Source organism: Tamlana sedimenti, from assembly GCF_038148895.1.
Classification (GTDB): domain Bacteria; phylum Bacteroidota; class Bacteroidia; order Flavobacteriales; family Flavobacteriaceae; genus Tamlana.
Window position 1 is genome coordinate 399,116 of record NZ_JBBVGQ010000003.1, and the last position, 19,464, is coordinate 418,579.

Annotated in this window: 15 protein-coding genes; 9 read left to right on the plus strand and 6 right to left on the minus strand. The window is 36.4% G+C overall.

What is annotated here, in order from left to right; translation table 11 throughout:
* The first annotated feature begins 106 nt into the window (after positions 1-106).
* From WJN01_RS09965 to WJN01_RS09975, 3 genes are read left to right on the plus strand one after another with little or no spacing between them, the layout of a single operon-like run.
* Complete coding sequence (locus tag WJN01_RS09965; protein WP_445197009.1) at positions 107-922, plus strand: DNA adenine methylase; 816 nt, start codon at positions 107-109, stop codon at positions 920-922.
* On the plus strand, positions 919-2,922 hold the full coding sequence (locus WJN01_RS09970; RefSeq protein WP_445197010.1) for an ATP-binding protein: 2,004 nt from the start codon (positions 919-921) through the stop codon (positions 2,920-2,922). Before WJN01_RS09965 ends, WJN01_RS09970 begins: the two co-directional genes overlap by 4 nt.
* Positions 2,912-4,222 carry a hypothetical protein gene (locus tag WJN01_RS09975; protein WP_445197011.1) on the plus strand — a complete coding sequence of 437 codons (1,311 nt, stop codon included), beginning with the start codon at positions 2,912-2,914 and terminating at the stop codon, positions 4,220-4,222. Before WJN01_RS09970 ends, WJN01_RS09975 begins: the two co-directional genes overlap by 11 nt.
* A 21-nt stretch (positions 4,223-4,243) precedes the next feature.
* Here the strand turns inward: WJN01_RS09975 and WJN01_RS09980 are convergent, their stop codons facing one another.
* From WJN01_RS09980 to WJN01_RS10000, 5 genes are all read right to left on the minus strand, one after another.
* Positions 4,244-5,464, minus strand: coding sequence for an ABC transporter ATP-binding protein (locus tag WJN01_RS09980; protein WP_445197012.1), 1,221 nt, complete (start codon positions 5,462-5,464; stop codon positions 4,244-4,246).
* A gap of 280 nt (positions 5,465-5,744) precedes the next feature.
* The gene (locus WJN01_RS09985; protein WP_445197013.1) at positions 5,745-6,605 is read right to left on the minus strand and encodes a BadF/BadG/BcrA/BcrD ATPase family protein; all 861 of its coding nucleotides are present in this window, start codon (positions 6,603-6,605) and stop codon (positions 5,745-5,747) included.
* Positions 6,606-6,694: 89 nt separating this feature from the next.
* Positions 6,695-7,699 (minus strand): type I glyceraldehyde-3-phosphate dehydrogenase, encoded by a 1,005-nt coding sequence (gene gap, locus WJN01_RS09990; protein WP_445197014.1) that lies wholly within the window; start codon positions 7,697-7,699, stop codon positions 6,695-6,697.
* A gap of 17 nt (positions 7,700-7,716) precedes the next feature.
* Positions 7,717-8,703, minus strand: a complete 987-nt coding sequence (gene pfkA / locus WJN01_RS09995; protein ID WP_445197015.1) for a 6-phosphofructokinase — start codon at positions 8,701-8,703, stop codon at positions 7,717-7,719.
* A 155-nt stretch (positions 8,704-8,858) separates the two neighbouring features.
* Positions 8,859-13,259 carry a translocation/assembly module TamB domain-containing protein gene (locus WJN01_RS10000; protein ID WP_445197016.1) on the minus strand — a complete coding sequence of 1,467 codons (4,401 nt, stop codon included), beginning with the start codon at positions 13,257-13,259 and terminating at the stop codon, positions 8,859-8,861.
* Between the two features lie 150 nt (positions 13,260-13,409).
* Between WJN01_RS10000 and tsaD the strand changes: the two genes are divergently transcribed.
* From tsaD to WJN01_RS10030, 6 genes are all read left to right on the plus strand, one after another.
* Positions 13,410-14,432 carry a tRNA (adenosine(37)-N6)-threonylcarbamoyltransferase complex transferase subunit TsaD gene (gene tsaD, locus WJN01_RS10005; protein WP_445197017.1) on the plus strand — a complete coding sequence of 341 codons (1,023 nt, stop codon included), beginning with the start codon at positions 13,410-13,412 and terminating at the stop codon, positions 14,430-14,432.
* A gap of 87 nt (positions 14,433-14,519) precedes the next feature.
* A complete protein-coding gene (locus WJN01_RS10010; protein ID WP_445197018.1) occupies positions 14,520-15,224 on the plus strand; it encodes a 16S rRNA (uracil(1498)-N(3))-methyltransferase in 705 nt (234 codons plus the stop codon).
* Between the two features lies 1 nt (position 15,225).
* Positions 15,226-15,870, plus strand: coding sequence for a DUF4159 domain-containing protein (locus WJN01_RS10015; RefSeq protein WP_445197019.1), 645 nt, complete (start codon positions 15,226-15,228; stop codon positions 15,868-15,870).
* 66 nt (positions 15,871-15,936) lie between these two features.
* A complete protein-coding gene (locus WJN01_RS10020; RefSeq protein ID WP_445197020.1) occupies positions 15,937-16,437 on the plus strand; it encodes a TrmH family RNA methyltransferase in 501 nt (166 codons plus the stop codon).
* 21 nt (positions 16,438-16,458) lie between these two features.
* Positions 16,459-17,547 carry an AI-2E family transporter gene (locus WJN01_RS10025; protein WP_445197021.1) on the plus strand — a complete coding sequence of 363 codons (1,089 nt, stop codon included), beginning with the start codon at positions 16,459-16,461 and terminating at the stop codon, positions 17,545-17,547.
* A 6-nt stretch (positions 17,548-17,553) separates the two neighbouring features.
* Positions 17,554-18,732 (plus strand): THUMP-like domain-containing protein, encoded by a 1,179-nt coding sequence (locus tag WJN01_RS10030; protein WP_445197022.1) that lies wholly within the window; start codon positions 17,554-17,556, stop codon positions 18,730-18,732.
* Between the two features lie 4 nt (positions 18,733-18,736).
* Here the strand turns inward: WJN01_RS10030 and WJN01_RS10035 are convergent, their stop codons facing one another.
* Positions 18,737-19,456 carry a pirin family protein gene (locus WJN01_RS10035; protein ID WP_445197023.1) on the minus strand — a complete coding sequence of 240 codons (720 nt, stop codon included), beginning with the start codon at positions 19,454-19,456 and terminating at the stop codon, positions 18,737-18,739.
* Positions 19,457-19,464: the final 8 nt, after the last annotated feature.

The window sequence follows — 19,464 nt, forward strand, 5'->3', positions numbered from 1 at the left end:
TCGTTTATTAACTGAAATAAACTAAGAAAGAAAATCATTTAACAAAGTCGCATGAGAACCAAAAGCTGTTAGGTTGACTTACATTGATTTGTTATTTTAGTAACCTATGAAATCAAATAAAAAAAAGATAAATCCCTTTTTGAAATGGGCTGGAGGAAAGAGGTGGATGGTTGCTGGTTATGGTGATATTTTCCCTTCTTTTGATGGTAAATACATTGAGCCGTTTTTAGGAAGTGGAGCAGTATTTTTTCATATTAATCCGGGAAAAGGCATAATCGCAGATTTAAATAAGGAGCTCATAACAACTTACAAAGCTATTAAAGAAAACCATTACTTGGTAAAGGATGCAATCCTTGATATAAAAAACAACAAAATTGACTATTATGACATTAGATCTTGGGAACCCAGAGAAGAGCACAAAATTGCTGCACGATTTATTTATTTAAACAGGACATGCTGGAATGGATTATATAGAGTTAATTTAAAAGGAAAATTCAATGTGCCTAAGGGGAGTAAATGCATAGAAGATTACCCTGATGATAATTTTTCGCTTATCGCAGATGCATTACAAAAAGTTACAATTCGACAAAGTGATTTTAAAAAAACCATTGGAGCAGCCAGAGAAGGTGATTTAGTTTTTGCTGACCCTCCTTACACAGTTAGACATAACAACAATGGTTTTATTCAATATAATGAGAATATGTTCTCTTGGAAAAATCAAGTTGAATTATCAAAATCGTTATCAAGAGCAGTTCAACGGGGCTGTAAAATTATCTCAACAAATGCCAATCATTCAAGTGTTCGGGAATTGTATAATAATGATTTGTTTGATATTCAAGAAGTTTCAAGATATTCAAGTATTTCTTCTAAAAAGTCCACAAGAAATAAATACCAAGAAATAATAATTAAATCTAAAGTATGAATTTATTTTTTGACCAAACGAGATATTCTTCAAATCCTTTAACCACCATACAAGATATGGTTGAAAAAGATAAAAATTTTGAAACTTCTGAACAGTTTGATAAAATGCGTTTTGTTGGATATGTTTTAGAAATTGGATATGAAAGCGTAACAATTATTACAGCTGATAGCTATAAACAATCTGTAGGAGGTGTGCCGAGAGGTTCATTTTTAGTTGTTGTTCCTGACGATTTAAATGGATTTCCACCACACTTTTCATTATTAAGGGTTACCTCTACAGCTCCTACCCCTTTGTCAAAAGAAGTACAACAAACATATTTTGAGTTACATAAAAGGTCAATGCCTGAAATAGATCGTTTTACTGCTAGTGAACTTCAATGGGGTGCTTTACAAACCACAGTCTTAGGAATGTTTTATCCAAACCCTGATAATCAAGATTTGATTGAATTTTCAGGAGATGTCAATAATGTTGTGTCTGGACATAGATATAAAGTTTATTCTCCAACCAAAGATTTACTTGATCTAATAATAAATGGCACATTAAATCCAAAAAATCAATGGCCTTTAGGAAAATTACGGTTAACTGAAAGTAGATTACCATTTCAAAATATACCATCAATTGACGTTGCTGTAAAAGTAAGCACAGAAGATTTTAAAGGATTTAGAACTGCAATGTTTGGTAAAACCCGGTTAGGTAAATCAAATGTCGTTAAGTTGATAGTAGAGAGTTTGATTCGTACAACAGAAATTGATAAATCAGTTGGACAATTAATATTCGATATTAATGGAGAATATGCGAACGATAACCCACAAGACGGAAACGCGTCAATTCGAAGTGCTTACGAGGATAGGTGTCAGGTGTATGCGTTGACTCCCAGAGCGTCCACTCCTTCTGAGCCTCTAAGATTGAATTTTTATGAACAACCTGAATCTTGTATGTCCGTAATTCAAGATTTCCTAAATGGCTCACCACTTGGTCAATCTGGTTATATTAGAAGTTTTTCAAGTTCATCTATCCCATCAATTCAAAATACATTAGCACTACCTCAGAATGATAGGGTTAGAAACATTAGAAAGATTCAAATTTTTTGGGCGATTCTTAACAAAGCTGGATTTCCTAAGGACGAATCTGCTTTGAGAAGGCTCAGTTTATTTGCGAACCCTAACACAAATAATTTCAACCCTGGATTTTCTGCACGTTTGCGCACTGCAGCATATCCAAATGGTGAAACTCCTCCTGCTTCAATCAATAATCTTGATCAATTGCAAAGAGAATTGGAGTTAATCGAAGAGTTTAGACAAAGCAATCCCAGATCGAATTTGCTCCAGTCTACTGGATCTGGCAATGCAATCTTTGATTCTGACGATATCTCTCTTCTCCAATTCTTTAATCCATCAGGTGGAGGTAGAACTGGCCCATCTTTGTTAAGACCATTAATAGATTATCATCAAGCAAATGCTGGAGATTTCGTTGGAAATATTTTAAGGGAATTAGATACAGGAACCACAGTTATATTAGATCTTGGGAATGCAAGTGAAAGCATCAGAAGGTATTTTGCTGATATGCTTTCAAGGGCAGTATTTAGTCATCAAGAAAATAAGTTTACAAATAATCGATTAGGGAAACACTTTATACAACTGTATTTTGAGGAGGCACATAACTTATTCCCTAAAGATGATAAAAACGTTACTGATGTATACTCGAGGTTTGCAAAAGAAGGTGCCAAATTCCATATCGGAATGGTATATTCTACCCAAAGTCCTACTACAGTAAATAAAGATCTGTTAGCTCAAACAGAAAATTTCTTCGTTGCTCATTTATCAAGTCAAGATGAAACAAATGCGTTAGCAAAATTACAGATAGCATATGATGGATTGCAAAAGGATATTTTAAGTTCGAAAACAAAAGGATATCTCAGAATGCTTACCTTCTCCAATAGATTTGTTATACCTATTCAGGCAAAATTATTCACTGCAAACACAAAGGAAAATGCCATATAAAGCAGGAGGAAGACTGGGTTCTGAAAGGGCTAGTAAACTGAATCATATTGATGTGGTGAATTCCCCTTTGGTAAATAAATTGCTTGAAGAATTTGAACATCCTAAAAATGATGAAGTCGATTCATCAGAATTTAAATCCAATAATATACCTGAAGGAGAAAAGCCCTTTTCTCATGTTTTTGCAATTGATGGTTCCATTCAACACATAAATTCTTCAAATGAGGGGGTGCTAAGACAACTTGCTTTCATTAAAACAGCAATGTTTCGACTAGATCAAAAAAAACTAAATGATTTAAATCCTGTTGCCCCCCATCCTTTAGCATTAAAAAAAATAATGCATGATTCTGCAATGTTTCATGCAACAGTATTTCCTTTAAGAAATATAAAGCTTGGAGATAATTCCGTTTATGGTTCCGTAAGGCAAATTATTTTTGAATCAATTAAAGACCCCAAGCTAGAAAACGGCTCTTTCTCAATATTTGAAACCCTAAAATGGTTGGCATATCAAAAATGGGATAACACACCTAAACTCTCCCCTAGCTTTGACTGTCCTCACTGTGGTGAGAAAATAGATGGATTAATTTATGATTCTGACAAAGGCGAATGTAAAAAATGCAATAATGAGGTATATTTAACCGACATGTTAGGTTTTCACCTAGAAATGGGAGAGGAAAGTGCACCAGGTAGCGTAGCTTCCGCATATATGATGATACACGAAACTTTATTTCTTTTTGCTGGAATAAGATATCTATGGGTTTCAAATCAAAAAGATTTATTTGAACGGTGTTTGTTTATAAAAGACGGACCTTTAAATTTAAGAAGTCAGTATGTAAAATTAATTGATCCTATCCGTAATTTTCTTGATTATGCAGAAAAAGATGGAACTAATATTTACATCTGTGGACAAGAGAAAACCGGATTATTTGTTGATCATCTGGATTTAATTGAAAAAAGAATGCATAATGATTCTTATTTTCTTCCTTCAAATGAATATATAAGAAAACATGTCCAGCAAAGAAAAGCAGAGGAGAAATATGGATTCAGGACAAATTATGGAAATAAAGTTTTTATAAAAATTGGAAACCACCACAAAATGGTTTTGATGATTCCTACAGGAAAATATCTCGACTCTAGTTCCTGTGACGACTTCATTGGCTTTAATAGAATTGTAGGAACAATAAAGTCCATTCTAAGCTATAAACATGAAAACGCCTTGATTCCAATAGAAATGGCACATGGAATTGCCTCACTCAGCACATATCCTTCAGCTAGTATATTTAAACTATTTGCTGGATTATAGAGAAATTAAAATCTCAAAAATCTACAATTTCTTTCCCACAGACCCCATCTCACTTGGCACCAGCTCATAAACAAAATCGGGGTTGATGTTTTCTTCTTTTCGGTGGGAAACATATAAAATGGCTGTGTTGCTTTCGGCGGCAATTTTATTAATGAGGTCGGCAAACAGTTCGGCATCGGCATCGTCCAAACCATTGGTGGGTTCATCTAAAATAAGCAACGGTGGGTGTTTTACCATGGCACGGGCAATCAATACCAAACGTTTATGCCCCGCGCTGAGTGATAAAAAATCTTTATCCTTCTTATCGAACAAGCCCAATAGTTTTAACCAATCGTGGGCAATGAATATTTGCCGTTCGGTAGGGTATTTGTACAGCCCAATGGAATCAAAAAAACCAGACAATATCATTTTCTCAATAGAATCCAACCGTCTAAACCCGCGTAGCATTTCAGCGGTGTAATGCCCAATATTATTTTTTATTTCCCAAACGGTTTCGCCACTGCCCTTTTTTCTGCCAAACAGTACAATATCTTGGTTGTAGGCTTTGGGGTTGTCGCCCGAAATTAAGGTGAGCAAGGTACTTTTACCCGAGCCATTTGGCCCAAGCAATTGCCAAAACTCGCCAGCCTTTATTTCCCAACAAATATTTTTTACAATGGGGCGTTCACCATAGGCCACCGAAACATCGGTAAACTTTACCAAGGGGTTAAAGGTTTTGGTGGTAATGTGTTCCGGACTGGGCAAGTCGTTAACAAATCTGGAGCGTGGTTGTGAACGGGTAACTTCCATCACTTTCTTTGGAATCCCATTTTGCAAGGTATATTTCAGTTTTATAAACGGAAGCATATCCCGCTTTCTATTGGCTATTTGGATGATAGAAGTTGTAGCGCTTAATTTCTCCAAAGTTTTGGCAATACTTTCTTGGGTCGCCACATCCAGACTGTCAAAAACATTATCGACCACCATATAATCTGGGTTTTGGTTGATTAAGTGGCGTAACAAGGCTTTTTTTCGCTCGCCTTCCGAAGAGTTTTTAAGGCTATTTTTGGTATCGGTTTGTACGCTAAAATCGTCATGCCGAATTTCCTCTAAAATGAATTGATTGAGGGTGATTTCCGAAAAAAGTGCCGATTTTAAACTTTTTAATTCTGGAATCAATTCCCCAGAAAGAACCTGTTCAATAAGCAAGAGCTTATTGTCTTGATTGGAAATATAAAAGGCTACATGTGCTTTTTGCGGCATTTTGACGGTTTAACTGTCATGCTGAACTTGTTTCAGCATCCCATAAAATTATAGATTTCCACCACGTCTATTGCACTTCAACTGTACTTCGACTGCGCTCAGTATGACACGCTCAGTGTGACACCCTTTTAAATAAAATACAGGAATCGCAATTTAACGTTTGTTCGATTAAAATTAAATAACACCCCTATCATCCCCTCAAGGGGATATTTTAATTCCTCCCTTGAGGGAGGATTAAGGAGGGTGTTTTCCAAAACTTCAATTTATCGCCCCAATTAACCTACAAATTTTTAATGTGGTAGGTTACCAAGCCCTCAATAGGTCTGCGCACGAAGTTACCAGCAGTAAAGCCCATCTCTTTGGCAACGGCTTTAATTTCGTCCTGAGCAAAAAATGCGATGGAACCTGCAAAATGCACGGGTACGGTTTTAAGCTCTTCTTTGTACTGTAAAATCATGTTTTTGGCAAATACGCGAATGCCCTTTTTTATGAGTTCTACAATGTATTCGGAATCTTTGTTTAAAAACATGAATTCGGCAAAATTTGCCAAATACGCATTGGGGTTAGGCTGTTTGTAAATATTATACTTAATGTAATCGGCTTCCAGATTATATTTACTTTCAAAGGCCAGTTTAATATTTACAGGCATGTGGTTGAAATAATACTCACGAATCAATTCCTTGCCATAATAATTTCCTGCGGCATCATCCATTAAAATATAGCCCAACGACTGTACCCGTTGGTGCAGTTTTTTACCATCGTAATAACTGCAATTGGAGCCTGTACCCAAAATACAAACCACAGCGGCTTCGGTATCGTGATTTATGGTGCCATAAACAGCGGCCATGGTGTCTTCATCCACATTGATGGCAGCATTTGGAAAAACTTCAACCAAAGCATTGCGAACAATGTCCTTACCACGGTCTGTACCGCAACCAGCACCATAAAAAAACACGTGGGTAACGGTCTTTCTATTGGCCCTTAAATGCTCATTCTTTTTAATTAGTTTCTTTAACTTTTCCTCAGAAAGAATCTCTGGGTTAAGCCCCTTTGTCCTTTGCTTTTCCAAAAGCTGTTTTCCGTTACTGTCTACCGCAATCCAATCGCTTTTTGTAGAACCACTATCAACAATTAAAATCATGAGTTTATGGGATAAAAAAACTCCACAGAACCTTATAATTTGCTATAAACGGGGCTGTGGAGTTATTAATATTAATTAAATTTTCTCAATTATATTTTACTGATGTGTTGCGCAAGGTCAACCAATTTAGTAGAATAACCAAACTCGTTATCGTACCAAGATACTAATTTAAGGAAATTATCATTTAATGCAATACTAGCTTCAGCATCAAAAACACTGGTTAATGATTCTGAAACGAAATCTTGAGATACAACAGCTTCTTCAGTGTATCCAAGAACACCTTTAAGAGGGCCTTCTGAAGCAGCTTTTAAAGCAGCTTTAACCTCATCCCAAGATGCAGCTTTTTCAGTTCTAACGGTTAAATCAACCACAGAAACATCTGGAGTTGGCACTCTAAATGCCATACCTGTTAATTTTCCGTTTAATTCTGGAATTACTTTACCAACAGCTTTTGCAGCACCGGTTGAAGAAGGAATGATGTTTGCCAAGGCACTACGTCCGCCTCTCCAGTCTTTTTTGGAAGGACCATCAACAGTCATTTGCGTTGCTGTTGTAGCATGAACGGTTGTCATTAAACCTTCAACAATTCCGAAGTTATCATTGATTACTTTAGCTAATGGAGCTAAACAGTTTGTAGTACAAGAGGCATTAGAAACGATTGTATCTGCAGCAGTAACTTTATCGTGGTTTACACCCATTACAAACATTGGAGCATCAGCAGAAGGGGCAGAAATAGCCACCTTTTTAGCACCAGCCGTAAGGTGTGCCTTTGCTTTGTCTAAAGTTGTGAAAATACCTGTACAATCCAATACAACCTCTGCACCAACAGCATCCCATTTTAAATCTTCTGGGTTACGCTCTGCAGTAATTCTAATTTCTTTTCCGTTTACTACTAAATTTCCGTTAGCATGTATATCAACTGTTCCGTTGAATCTTCCGTGTACTGAATCATATTTTAACAAGTAAGCTAAATGATCTACATCCAACAAATCGTTGATTCCCACTATTTCAATATCAGGTCTTGAAGCTGCTACTCTAAAAGCGATTCTACCTATTCGTCCAAATCCGTTAATTCCAATTTTTAATTTTGACATAATTATGTTTGTTAATGTTAAGTGCTCATTATATCTGAGACACGCAATAATTCTAAGTTTATTTTAGTTTTTCCTTTAATAGCTTTTTCCAATGGGGTAAGTTCCATTTTATTACACAATAGCCCAACCATAAAGTTAGTTTGGCCGTTAAGCATAGACTCTACAGCTTTTACCCCCATTCTGCTGGCAAGTACCCTATCAAAACAAGATGGTGCCCCCCCGCGTTGCATATGACCCAACACAGATACACGCACATCGTAACCTTCCATGTTTTCATCAACATATTCCTTAAGTTGGAAAATGTTTTTACCTATTTTATCACCCTCAGCCACGATGACTATACTTGAAGTTTTTCCAGATTTTCTACTTTTATTGAGCGATTCTACCAATCTATCCAACCCTAAATCTTCTTCTGGAATCAATATTTCCTCAGCACCACCGGCTATTCCCGTATTTAGGGCAATGTGTCCAACATCACGTCCCATAACCTCTATAAAAAACAATCTGTTATGCGAACTTGCTGTATCACGGATTTTATCGATGGCATCAACCACGGTGTTTAGCGCTGTATCAAACCCTAAAGTGTGGGATGTACCAAAAATATCGTTGTCAATCGTTCCGGGAATGCCCATTACAGGGAAATCAAACTCACCGTTAAATATTAAGGCTCCTGTAAACGAACCGTCACCACCAATAACCACCAAGCCATCAATTTCAGCTTCAATTAATTTTTGATATGCTTTTTTTCGTCCTTCTACAGTTCTAAACTCATTGGAACGAGCCGACTTTAAAATAGTTCCTCCTTTATTGATGATGCCCCTAACACTACGGGCATCCATTTTCTCAAAATCACCTTCTATTAAGCCTTGATATCCACGATAAACACCAACGCATTCTACACCATGATAGGCACACGTTCTAACTACCGATCGTATTGCTGCATTCATTCCTGGAGAATCACCACCAGAAGTTAGTACAGCTATTCTTTTTATTGTTTTAGGCATTCGTTTATTTTAATTTTTTGCAGCGTAAAATTAATAAACATATGGCATATATCTATGGTATTTATTGCAAATTCATACAATTTTAAAACTATAACGTTTTAGTTTTGTAATAAATAGCAATGTGATAAAAAAGTGGGGCAAAAATAGAACTTAATCTATTCTGTGGCCGATTTCACAGATATGTAGTTAGGTAACACTTCTGCATTTTCTGGCTCAGGTTGCTCTTCAAGAAGGTCGTTTTCCTTTTCTGGCTTTTTAAACAGTTTTCGAAGCAACTCCTTAAAGGTATCAAAATCTACATTATAGGAAAGTCCCACACCTTGTGTATAGCCTATGGCCTCTCCAAAGTTTCGAATACTATTTTCACGGTTAAATACTTTAGCAGTAAGGGTTCCTTCTTCATTTAAAAGAAAATCTATTTCCACATCGCCAGCAACAACAGTCTCTGTAGCACCACCAACGGGCACACCAACTTTACCGTTTATCAATACGCGGTCACTGATTTGTGTTTGTAAAGTAACGCCAACCCTATCATCGGTTTGATAATCAGGTCTGTTTTGTCCCGCTTCGTAGTTTAAGCCAATATTGATTTTACTATCACCATTGGTAAAAATGCCGTTGATGATGCCATTAAGTCGTTCAGCAATGGTACCTGAGAAATTAAGCTCGTTAAGTCCTCTAGAAAATGAGCCTGTCGATATTAAATAAAGTGCTTGGTTTTGCCTATCGTTTGGTGACTCCAACCTATATTGAAGCTCGGATTTTACGGTTGAATTTACATTGGGGAATTCAAAACTAAACTCGGGATTGGGTTGCTCCAAATCACCAGTTAATTCAATATTGAGTTCAACAGGAATACTTCTGTTTATTGGATTATCCAACAATGGCGATGGGTTGGCCTGAGTTTTGTAAATGGCCAACATATCTATTTGAGCTTTTAAAGGGTCGCCGTCCCAAGCAATGGTTCCTCCTGGTTGCACGATGAACTCTTTTTGAATCAATCCACCATAAGCAAAATTGTAAACCCCTTCAAACACGGCGAAATCCCCCCACATATCAAATTTGCCATTGGTGTTTATTTCTACCAACAAACCACCACGACCTCGACCTTTTAATGAATGCCCTGTGTTCTTATCAATAATGATTTCCACTTCGGCGTCTTCGGTAACATCCAAATCAAAATCCAGTTCCAATCCCTGCAATTCCTCAAAAACAATTTCAGCGCCATCTTTTCTGGCCTCTTTTTCTTCCTTGGTGATGAAATGGATGAATGAATTATCACCAAAAGACTCAGCATCAGTTAATGGTATTTTAAAAACAGTGCCTCGTTTGGTTTCCCCAACAACACTAATCACCAATTGCTCTGTTGGGCCTACAAGGTTGGCTCTACCTCCTATAAAGCCAGTACCGTAATAAAGGGCGTCTTCGGTTTCCTTGGTATCCAAAACCAACAAGCGTGGCGTACTGATATCCAGCCCCAAACTCCATTTTGAAAAGTTAATATGACTTAACGAACCATTTAATACTCCTTTTGAATTGTATTTGGAATCCGTTATAATAACATTGTTAAAATTAAACGTTTGATTCTTTAAGGTGACTGAGGCGTTATTGTTAAAACCATAATCAACATTTAAATAAGGAATGCCCATGCCCCCGTTGTGAATCCTTAAATCGCCATTAATATCTGGACGTTTTAAATCACCAACTACTTTAACCGCTCCAGTAACGTCTCCTCGAATATTAGATAGGACCCCATCCAAAAGGGGGTTTAACGGAAACAAATTGAATTTATTAAAATCGAGCGATACATTGATGTTGGATTGCGTGCCCAAAACGTTGATATCGCCTTTTGCAACAAAGGATTTTTGTTCATCATCCTTAATGGTAATATCAACAATATAATCGGTGAGCGATTCGTTTCCGGTGATGGTGGCATCAAATGACCCCAAGAGAAAATCATTCACCGTAAAATCGTCTATTAAAATGGTTGAATTGGGCAGGTAACTTCCATTTTTTTGCAGAATGTCCAGTTTTCCGTTAATGTTTCCGGCCAACGACAAACTATCAATATCTGGCGTTACTTTGGCTAAATCAACATTGGTGAAATTCAACTTGATGTCTTTCTGGGTAGAATCCTTAAGGAAACCTGAAAGTCTAATTTCTTCATTTTTATGATTGATTTTAAACTTATCGATATCCAGTTTTGTCAATTTTTTATCGAAAGCTATTTTATGGAATTTGTCCTGATCCTCATTGATGAACCATTTGTTATCCTTGATGGTGAAATCAGATTTTTTGAACCCGATTACTGATTCGTTTTGCTCATTTATGGTATGATAAAAACTTAAATTATAACTATCGCTGCTTCGTTTCCCGCCGTTGAACTCCGAACGCATAAACAACGTGTCGTTAACGGTTACATTAATAAGGTTGAACTTGGAAACTTGGTAATATTTGGCATCCAAACTATCAATCTCCACATAGGTGTTGAAAAGCGGATTACTATTATCTACCTGTAATTCGATATTTTGCGCATAATAATCCAATAATTTAATCATGGGCGATTTGAAGGTGAGCTTGAACCGTTCTTCTTCACTTTCTACCCTGCCACGTATAAATGTGTTTTTACCGAGTTCAATATCCGGAAAAACCACCTCAACAATTTTATTATATATTTTGAAATTAAAATCGATACTTTGATCAATTTTGACTTTATGCGGAATATAATTGGTGTAAATATGCCCAATAGAATTTTCAAACAGCTTCTTTAAGTCCTTTAAAAAGAAACGGCCGCGTAAATTACCTTCAATGATATCGGGCGATTTAAACTCCACAAACCTAATATCATCCTCAAAGCGGGAGGACACATCAAATTCATCAAAAGTATAGGTGTCGAATTCATTTTTGTAAACCGTGTTCTTAAAGGATATTCTACCATAGGCATCATCCAAACTGCTACTATTCATGTTCATTCGCACCTTACTGCTAAAACTCGAGATGCTGTCTCGCTTTACAAAGTTCATGGCATTAAGGTTAGCATAGTCCACGTCGGCCTCAAAATCGTACTTCTTAACAGCTTCAGAGAAATCCACCAAGCCGTTAAACTTCAACTTTAAGTTGTTGTCGTTCACAAGCAAAAATCCATCAAAAATCTTATTTCTCACGTTTCCAGCTACTTTTATGTTCTGGTAGTTGTATTTATTATATTCCAGTTGAAATATATCGCCCTTTACCTGTGTATCAATCGTTTTGGTAACAAATCCTTTGCCGTTCACATCAAAATCCAACGAGGCTGTACCCACATTTGGGTCGTTTAAAAAGGTTCCGAAATCGAAGTTTTCAAAAATAATCTTCCCTCTATAATCGGCATTATCTATATCATTAACATTGGTGATTTTAAGGTTGGAATCCACAAAACCAAGTTCTGTATCGGTTTGAATATTTGCGATGACCGTAGAAGATGTAATTTGCGAATTACCTACAATCGTAAAATTACCAAGCCTATCAAAAGAACTCGGAATAGCGTTTCCCAATACATTGGGGAGAAGGGACTTTAAATCTTTATACGTGGATGACAGATTGCTAAAATCACCGTCCATGTAAAAATTACCAGGCTCTTTGTTGAAGAGGTTTTTAAACTTAATATCACCGTAAACCAAAGTCCTTGTGCTGGTGGTCAATCTTAAATTGCTGGCTTGCAAATCGTTTAATGTACCTAATAGGTCAACATCAAATCTTGCCGATTGATTGGCGCCAAACTCATTGTAAAAGGTGTTTAGCTCGTCCAATGAAACATTAGATCCATTAAAACTGGCTGAAACCAAAACCTTGTCTTCAAAAAACTGCAAATCTTCCCTCGCATAAGAAAACTTCAAATCACCTTTTAAAATGGAAAGAGGGGTTTTAATTTGAAGGTTTTCAAAAGTCATATCCGTTAAGGTATAACTGAAGTTGGTCATCAAATTTTTAACCACTACGCCCCTACTATCTTCAAAAGCCAAAGTATTTATCCTGGCACTTACATCGCTTCCGTTTATTAAAAAATTGGTGGCATTAATGTTTAAATCGTTAAAGTGGAGCCTTTCAACAGTTTCCCTGTTTTCATCAGATAAAAGAAATGTGCTGTCGTATATGGAAACATCGCTCGACGACAATAAAAAGCCACTTTTCTCTTTTCTTGGATTGTCGCTTTCAAACTTTCGTACAAAAATATCCAAGTTAGTTTCGGTTGTATCTTTGTAGGTTTTTATATTGAACAAAAGTTTTTCAATATCAATATCACCAAAATTCAATTTCCCATTAATTAAATTTCTAACGTTAATAATGGACGTATTGAGCTCCTTGATGCTTATAAGCGTATCTTGTTTGTAATCTTCAATATAGATATTCTTCAACTCAACATCGCCATTAAATTGCATGCTTACGCGGTCAATATTAATGTTGGTGTTAAATTCTTCATTCAAACGTTTTGTGGCATAATTCCCTAAACCGGTTTGAACAAAGGGAATGGAAAGCACAAGCACCAAAATGATGAACAACATGAGCAGAATACCCAATATTTTGTACAGTATTTTGAAGAATTTTTTGATACGCTTAAAGTTATAACTTTGTTAGGAATAAACTACTTTTGTAATTACGAGTAAAACCAGTGTTTGAGATGTTTATTCGTTTTCAAAATTAACAATTATTGTGCCTAATATTTATTAATGTCCTCACAAAATATTTTCATCTTAGGAATTGAGTCTTCATGCGACGATACGGCGGCTTCTGTAATGCATAACGGACGCATTTTAAGTAATGTTGTTGCCAATCAAAAAATACACGAAGAATATGGCGGTGTTGTGCCAGAATTGGCTTCTAGGGCGCACCAGCAAAACATTGTTCCAGTGGTACACCAAGCGTTAAAAAAAGCCAATGTCTCCAAAGAACAGTTGAACGCCATTGCCTTTACCAAAGGCCCTGGTTTAATGGGTAGCTTGTTAGTAGGTACTTCGTTTGCCAAATCTTTGGCCTTTGGACTCAATATTCCACTTATTGATGTGAACCACATGCAAGGCCATATTCTGGCACATTTTATTGATGAAGAAGGCTATGAAAAACCACCTTTACCTTTTTTGGCCATGACCATTTCTGGCGGACATACACAAATTGTGCGGGTGGACAATTATTTTGAAATGACCGTTATTGGTGAAACCATCGATGACGCTGTTGGTGAAGCCTTTGATAAAAGTGGGAAGATTTTAGGCTTGGGCTATCCTGCGGGGCCTGAAATTGATAAACGTGCTAAATTGGGAAATCCTAAAGCCTTTAAATTTACCAAACCAAAGGTAGATGGGTTGAATTTTAGTTTTTCCGGACTAAAAACGGCCATTTTGTATTTTGTGCAAAAGGAAACCAAACTAAACCCCAATTTTATTGAAGAAAACCTAAACGATATTTGCGCTTCCATACAACACACCATTATTGGTATTTTGATTGATAAATTGAAAAAGGCATCAAAAGAAACGGGTATCAAGCATATTGCTATTGGCGGCGGGGTTTCGGCTAATTCGGGAATACGGCAGGCCTTAAAAGACGGCGAAAAAAAATACGGATGGACTACCTATGTGCCAAAATTTGAATTCACAACTGATAATGCAGCTATGATTGCCATAGTTGGTCATTTAAAATATTTGGAAGGTGATTTTGCTCAACAGGATGTTGTGGCTTCGGCGAGGTTGAAAATATAAATGAGCCTTTTACACAAATAATTTTTGAAATTCTAGAAAATCATAACCGAATTCGCTACAAAAATTAAATTGTTTTATATTCGTTTGATGCAACTCTTCTATAATCCCGAAATAACCGAACACACCACTGAATTTACCTTTGATAAAGAAGAAAGCAGGCATATTGCAAAAGTATTGCGCAAATCTGTTGGTGACCAAGTACACATCACCAACGGAAAAGGATGGCTGTTTACCGCTGAAATTTCTAATTCAAACATTAATAAGTGTACGGCTTTGGTAGTTTCAAAAACACTTCAACCAAAGAAATATTACAACCTGCACTTGGCCGTGGCACCTACAAAAATGAACGACCGCTACGAATGGTTTTTAGAAAAAGCCACCGAAATCGGTATCGATACCATAACACCCATTATATGCGACCATAGTGAGCGTAAGGTTGTGAAGCTGGAGCGCTTTCTACGTATTCTGCAGTCGGCCATGAAACAGAGTTTAAATTGCTACTTGCCCGAATTGCATGAGGCTATTTCGTTTTCTGAATTTATCGATCAGGATTTTGAAGGGGATTTATTCATCGCCCATTGCGAAGAGACCGACAGAAAGTCATTAAAGCAACAACTTAAACCAAAAACGGACATTACCATTTTAATTGGCCCTGAAGGTGACTTTTCATCTAAAGAGATTGAAAAAGCCCTTGAAAATAATTTCATTCCCGTAACTTTGGGAGACACAAGATTACGCACCGAAACAGCAGCTATTGTAGCGTGCCATTCTGTTTCATTTACCAATGAATAACATGAAAAAAGTTGTATTACTTTTGATTTTTCACTTCTCGCTTTTAAGCTTAAACGCTCAAGAACTAGCTGTTTTAAAATACAAAGGCGGAGGTGATTGGTACAGCAATCCCACAGCTTTATCTAACCTTATAGCGTTTTGTAACAGTAACATCAACACAAAAATCAACCAAAAGCCCGAAACTGTTGAAGCTGGAAGCACCGATATTTTTCAATATCCGTTTTTGCATATGACAGGGCACGGCAATGTGTTTTTTAGTGAGGCTGATGCCGAAAATCTTCGCAACTATTTGCTCTCTGGAGGTTTTTTACATATTGACGATAATTACGGCATGGAACCCTACATTACCAAAGAACTGAAAAAGGTCTTTCCGGATAAAGATTTAATTGAGCTCCCAGCCAACCATCCTATTTTCAACATGGCATATCCCTTTCCAAATGGACTGCCAAAAATCCATGAACACGATGGAAAACGTCCGCAAGCATTTGGTATTTTTGATGAAAGTAGACTAGTTTTATTGTTTACTTATGAAAGTGATTTAGGCGATGGCTGGGAAGACCCTGAAGTACACAACGACCCTGCCGATGTTCGGGAAAAAGCCCTGAAAATGGGTGCGAATATTGTTAAGTTTGCTTTTGAAAACTAAATTGATGTCAGAATTACGAATGACGATTTTAGATTCTTAAATCGTGACTCCAAAGTCGTAAATAACATGCAACTCACACACTACAATACCAACTTTAAAAAACGCACATTCCCTATTACTCTAGTTTGCGACAACGTTACCAATGCGCCGAACATTGGCAGTTTGTTCCGTATTTGTGATGCTTTTGGTGTTAAAAACCTCATCCTTTGTGGCGAGCCTATTCCTATGGGCAGGAAAATGACAAAAACCTCAAGGGCTACCGAAAAAGTGGTGGATTTTGAAATTAAACCGTCAGCTTCAGAAGTTGTTGAAACTTTAAAAACAAAATGTCATCAAATTATTGCATTGGAAATTACTTCAACAAGCCAACCCCTTCACAACTTTCAATTTTCAAAAGGAAAACCTATTGCTCTAGTTGTTGGTGATGAAAATTTTGGGGTTTCAGAAGATATCTTGAAAAAATCGGATGCTATCATCCATATTGATATGTTTGGCCAAAACAGTAGCATGAACGTTGCTCAGGCCACCAACATTACTTTATATGAAATGACCCGACAGTTATTGTAAACCGTTTTATATATTTACTGAATGAACTCCAACACCATCTCAAACGGCATTTTAAAAGCAGTGGGCATTATCTTGGGCATTGCCCTTATCCTTTACTTTTTGTATAAAATTCAATCCGTTATTGGTTATATAGCAATTGCTGCCGTCATTTCACTAATTGGACGACCAATAGTCTTGTTTTTGGAACGACGATTGAAATTTAAAAACACTATCGCTGTCGTTGTTACCATGGTACTTTTACTCGGTGTTTTTGTAAGCTTGGTTGGTTTGTTTATTCCCTTGGTCATCAAACAAGGGCATAATTTATCACTTTTGAATATTGAAGAATTGCAAGAGAATATTGAGAATTTGTATTCCCAAATCATAACCTATTTTGATTTGCATCAAATTGATATTGAGCAATCTATAAAAGATTCCAATCTGCTTTCAAACATTGATTATTCCTTAATACCGAACTTTTTAAACTCGGTTATAAGTGGCTTAGGCAGTTTTAGCGTTGGTCTGTTTTCAGTAATTTTTATATCATTTTTCTTTTTAAAGGACAGCAGGTTATTTGAAAGCGGTATTATGACCTTTATTCCAGATGATAAAGAATCGCGTTGGAAAACCTCATCAACAAAAATTAAAGACTTACTTTCTCGATACTTTGTTGGGCTTATTTTTCAAATCTTAATTCTTTTTATCATTTACACCATTGGTTTGCTCATTATCGATGTAGAAAATGCCATCGTAATTGCCTTTTTATGTGCTTTGTTGAACCTGATACCTTACGTTGGTCCTTTAATTGGCGCGTTTTTAATGCTTACTTTAACCATGACCAGCAACCTAGGGCAAAGTTTTAGTACTGTTATATTACCAAAAACCTTTTGGGTATTTTTGGTTTTTGCCATTGGCCAATTGGTGGACAACTTTGGTAGCCAACCCATTATTTTTTCGAAAAGTGTAAAGTCGCACCCTTTGGAAATATTTTTGGTCATCCTCATCACAGGCATCTTATTTGGCATTATTGGCCTTATTTTGGCTGTTCCTGCCTATACCGCCATTAAGGTGATTTTAAAAGAGTTTTTATCTGAAAACAAGATTGTAAAAAAATTGACCAAAGACTTGTAGTTTTACTTGAATTATTCCATTTTAAATACTGATATTCAAGATTTTATTGATGTTAATTTAAACTCAAATATCACATCGATTTTATTAAAAGGAACCGACTTTGTTTCTGCAGAAACCAAAGAAATTATTGAGCAAATTGAAGCGAAAAAACGCTGCGAAAAAAAACTTCCAACTTGGTTTAATGCAGAAAATATTTACTATCCCAATAAGCTGAATATTGAGCAAACTTCTTCGGAAGCAACTGCAAAGCATAAATCCGATTTGATTAACGGAGATACCCTAATTGATTTAACGGGTGGTTTTGGGGTAGACTGTTTCTACTTTTCAAAAAACTTTAAAATAGTTGAGCATTGTGAAATAAATGAATCTCTTTCAAAAATCGTTCATCACAATTATAAGCAACTTCGCATTGAAAATATTACAACCATTAATGCCGATGGCATTGAATATTTAAAAAAGTCGACCAAAAAATACGATTGGATTTATATCGACCCTTCAAGACGACACGACAGTAAGGGCAAGGTTTTCTTTTTAAACGACTGTTTACCAAACGTTCCAGAGCATATCGATTTGTTATTTCAGCGTTCAAAAAATATATTGATTAAAACATCGCCTTTGTTGGATATTTCGGTTGGCATTGGCGAACTAAAACATGTAAAAACCGTTTATGTTGTTGCGGTAAACAGTGAAGTAAAAGAATTGCTCTGGATTTCGGAAAAAGAATATAACGGTTCTATTTCAATCGAAACGGTCAATCTTAAAAAAACACAAAATGAGCATTTTAGTTTTTTACTTGAAAATGAAAAGCAATTGGAATCGGAATATCGTGCTCCACTCACCTATCTTTACGAACCTAATAGTGCCATTTTAAAAGCTGGAGGGTTTCATTCGGTATCAAATCAGCTATCTGTATTCAAACTCAGTAAACATGCACATTTATATACTTCTGATAAACTTTTGGACTTTCCTGGGCGCTCATTTAAAATTGAAAAAACAGTCCCATATAACAAAAAGGAAATTAAAGCATTGGGTATTACCAAGGCCAATATTACTACCCGGGATTTCCCGGAAACGGTTCAAAATATTCGCAAAAAGCTTAAAATAAAAGATGGTGGTGATATCTATTTGTTTTTTACCACCACCATCGATAATGACAAGTGTATTATTGTTGCCAAAAAACTATAAAGTTTTATTGCATGGGCACTTCAATCAATAAAACACTGGAATCTGTTTCAGACTTAATCTCAAAGGAATCCGTTTTAGAAACGCCCATGGCATCGCGGGTAATTAAGCTATTACCATCAACATTTATCTCCCCATTAATAATCATTACATAAACGCCGTGGTTTTCACTGATTAAATCATAGTTCACCGTTTTTCCTTCGTCTAAATCTATCCGCGATATTTTGGCATCTTGATGGATTTTTAAACTGCCCTCATGGCTTTCCTCAATTGACGTTACCAAAACCTGAAGTTTGTTTTTTCGGTCTCCGGCTTCAAACCTCTTTTGGTCGTAACGCGGACTTAAACTTCGTTTATTAGGAATAATCCAAATTTGGAACAGACTTAAATATTCATCTGACGAACCATTTATTTCGGAATGTTGTACACCCGTTCCAGCACTCATTACCTGAACCTCACCAGGAACGACAGGTTGCCAGTGGTTGTGCATAGAATCGCGATGCTTTAAAACCCCTTTTAACGGAATGGTTATAATTTCCATATTGTCGTGCGGATGTGTTCCAAATCCCATATTTGGTGCTATAACATCGTCATTTAAAACTCTTAGTGCCCCAAATTGTATTTTTTCGGCATCAAAAAAGCCCGCAAAACTGAATGAATGATTTGCTTGCAACCAACCGTGGTTGGCAAAACCCCTATCTTTTGCTCTGTGAATTATTGTTTTCATCTTTTCTC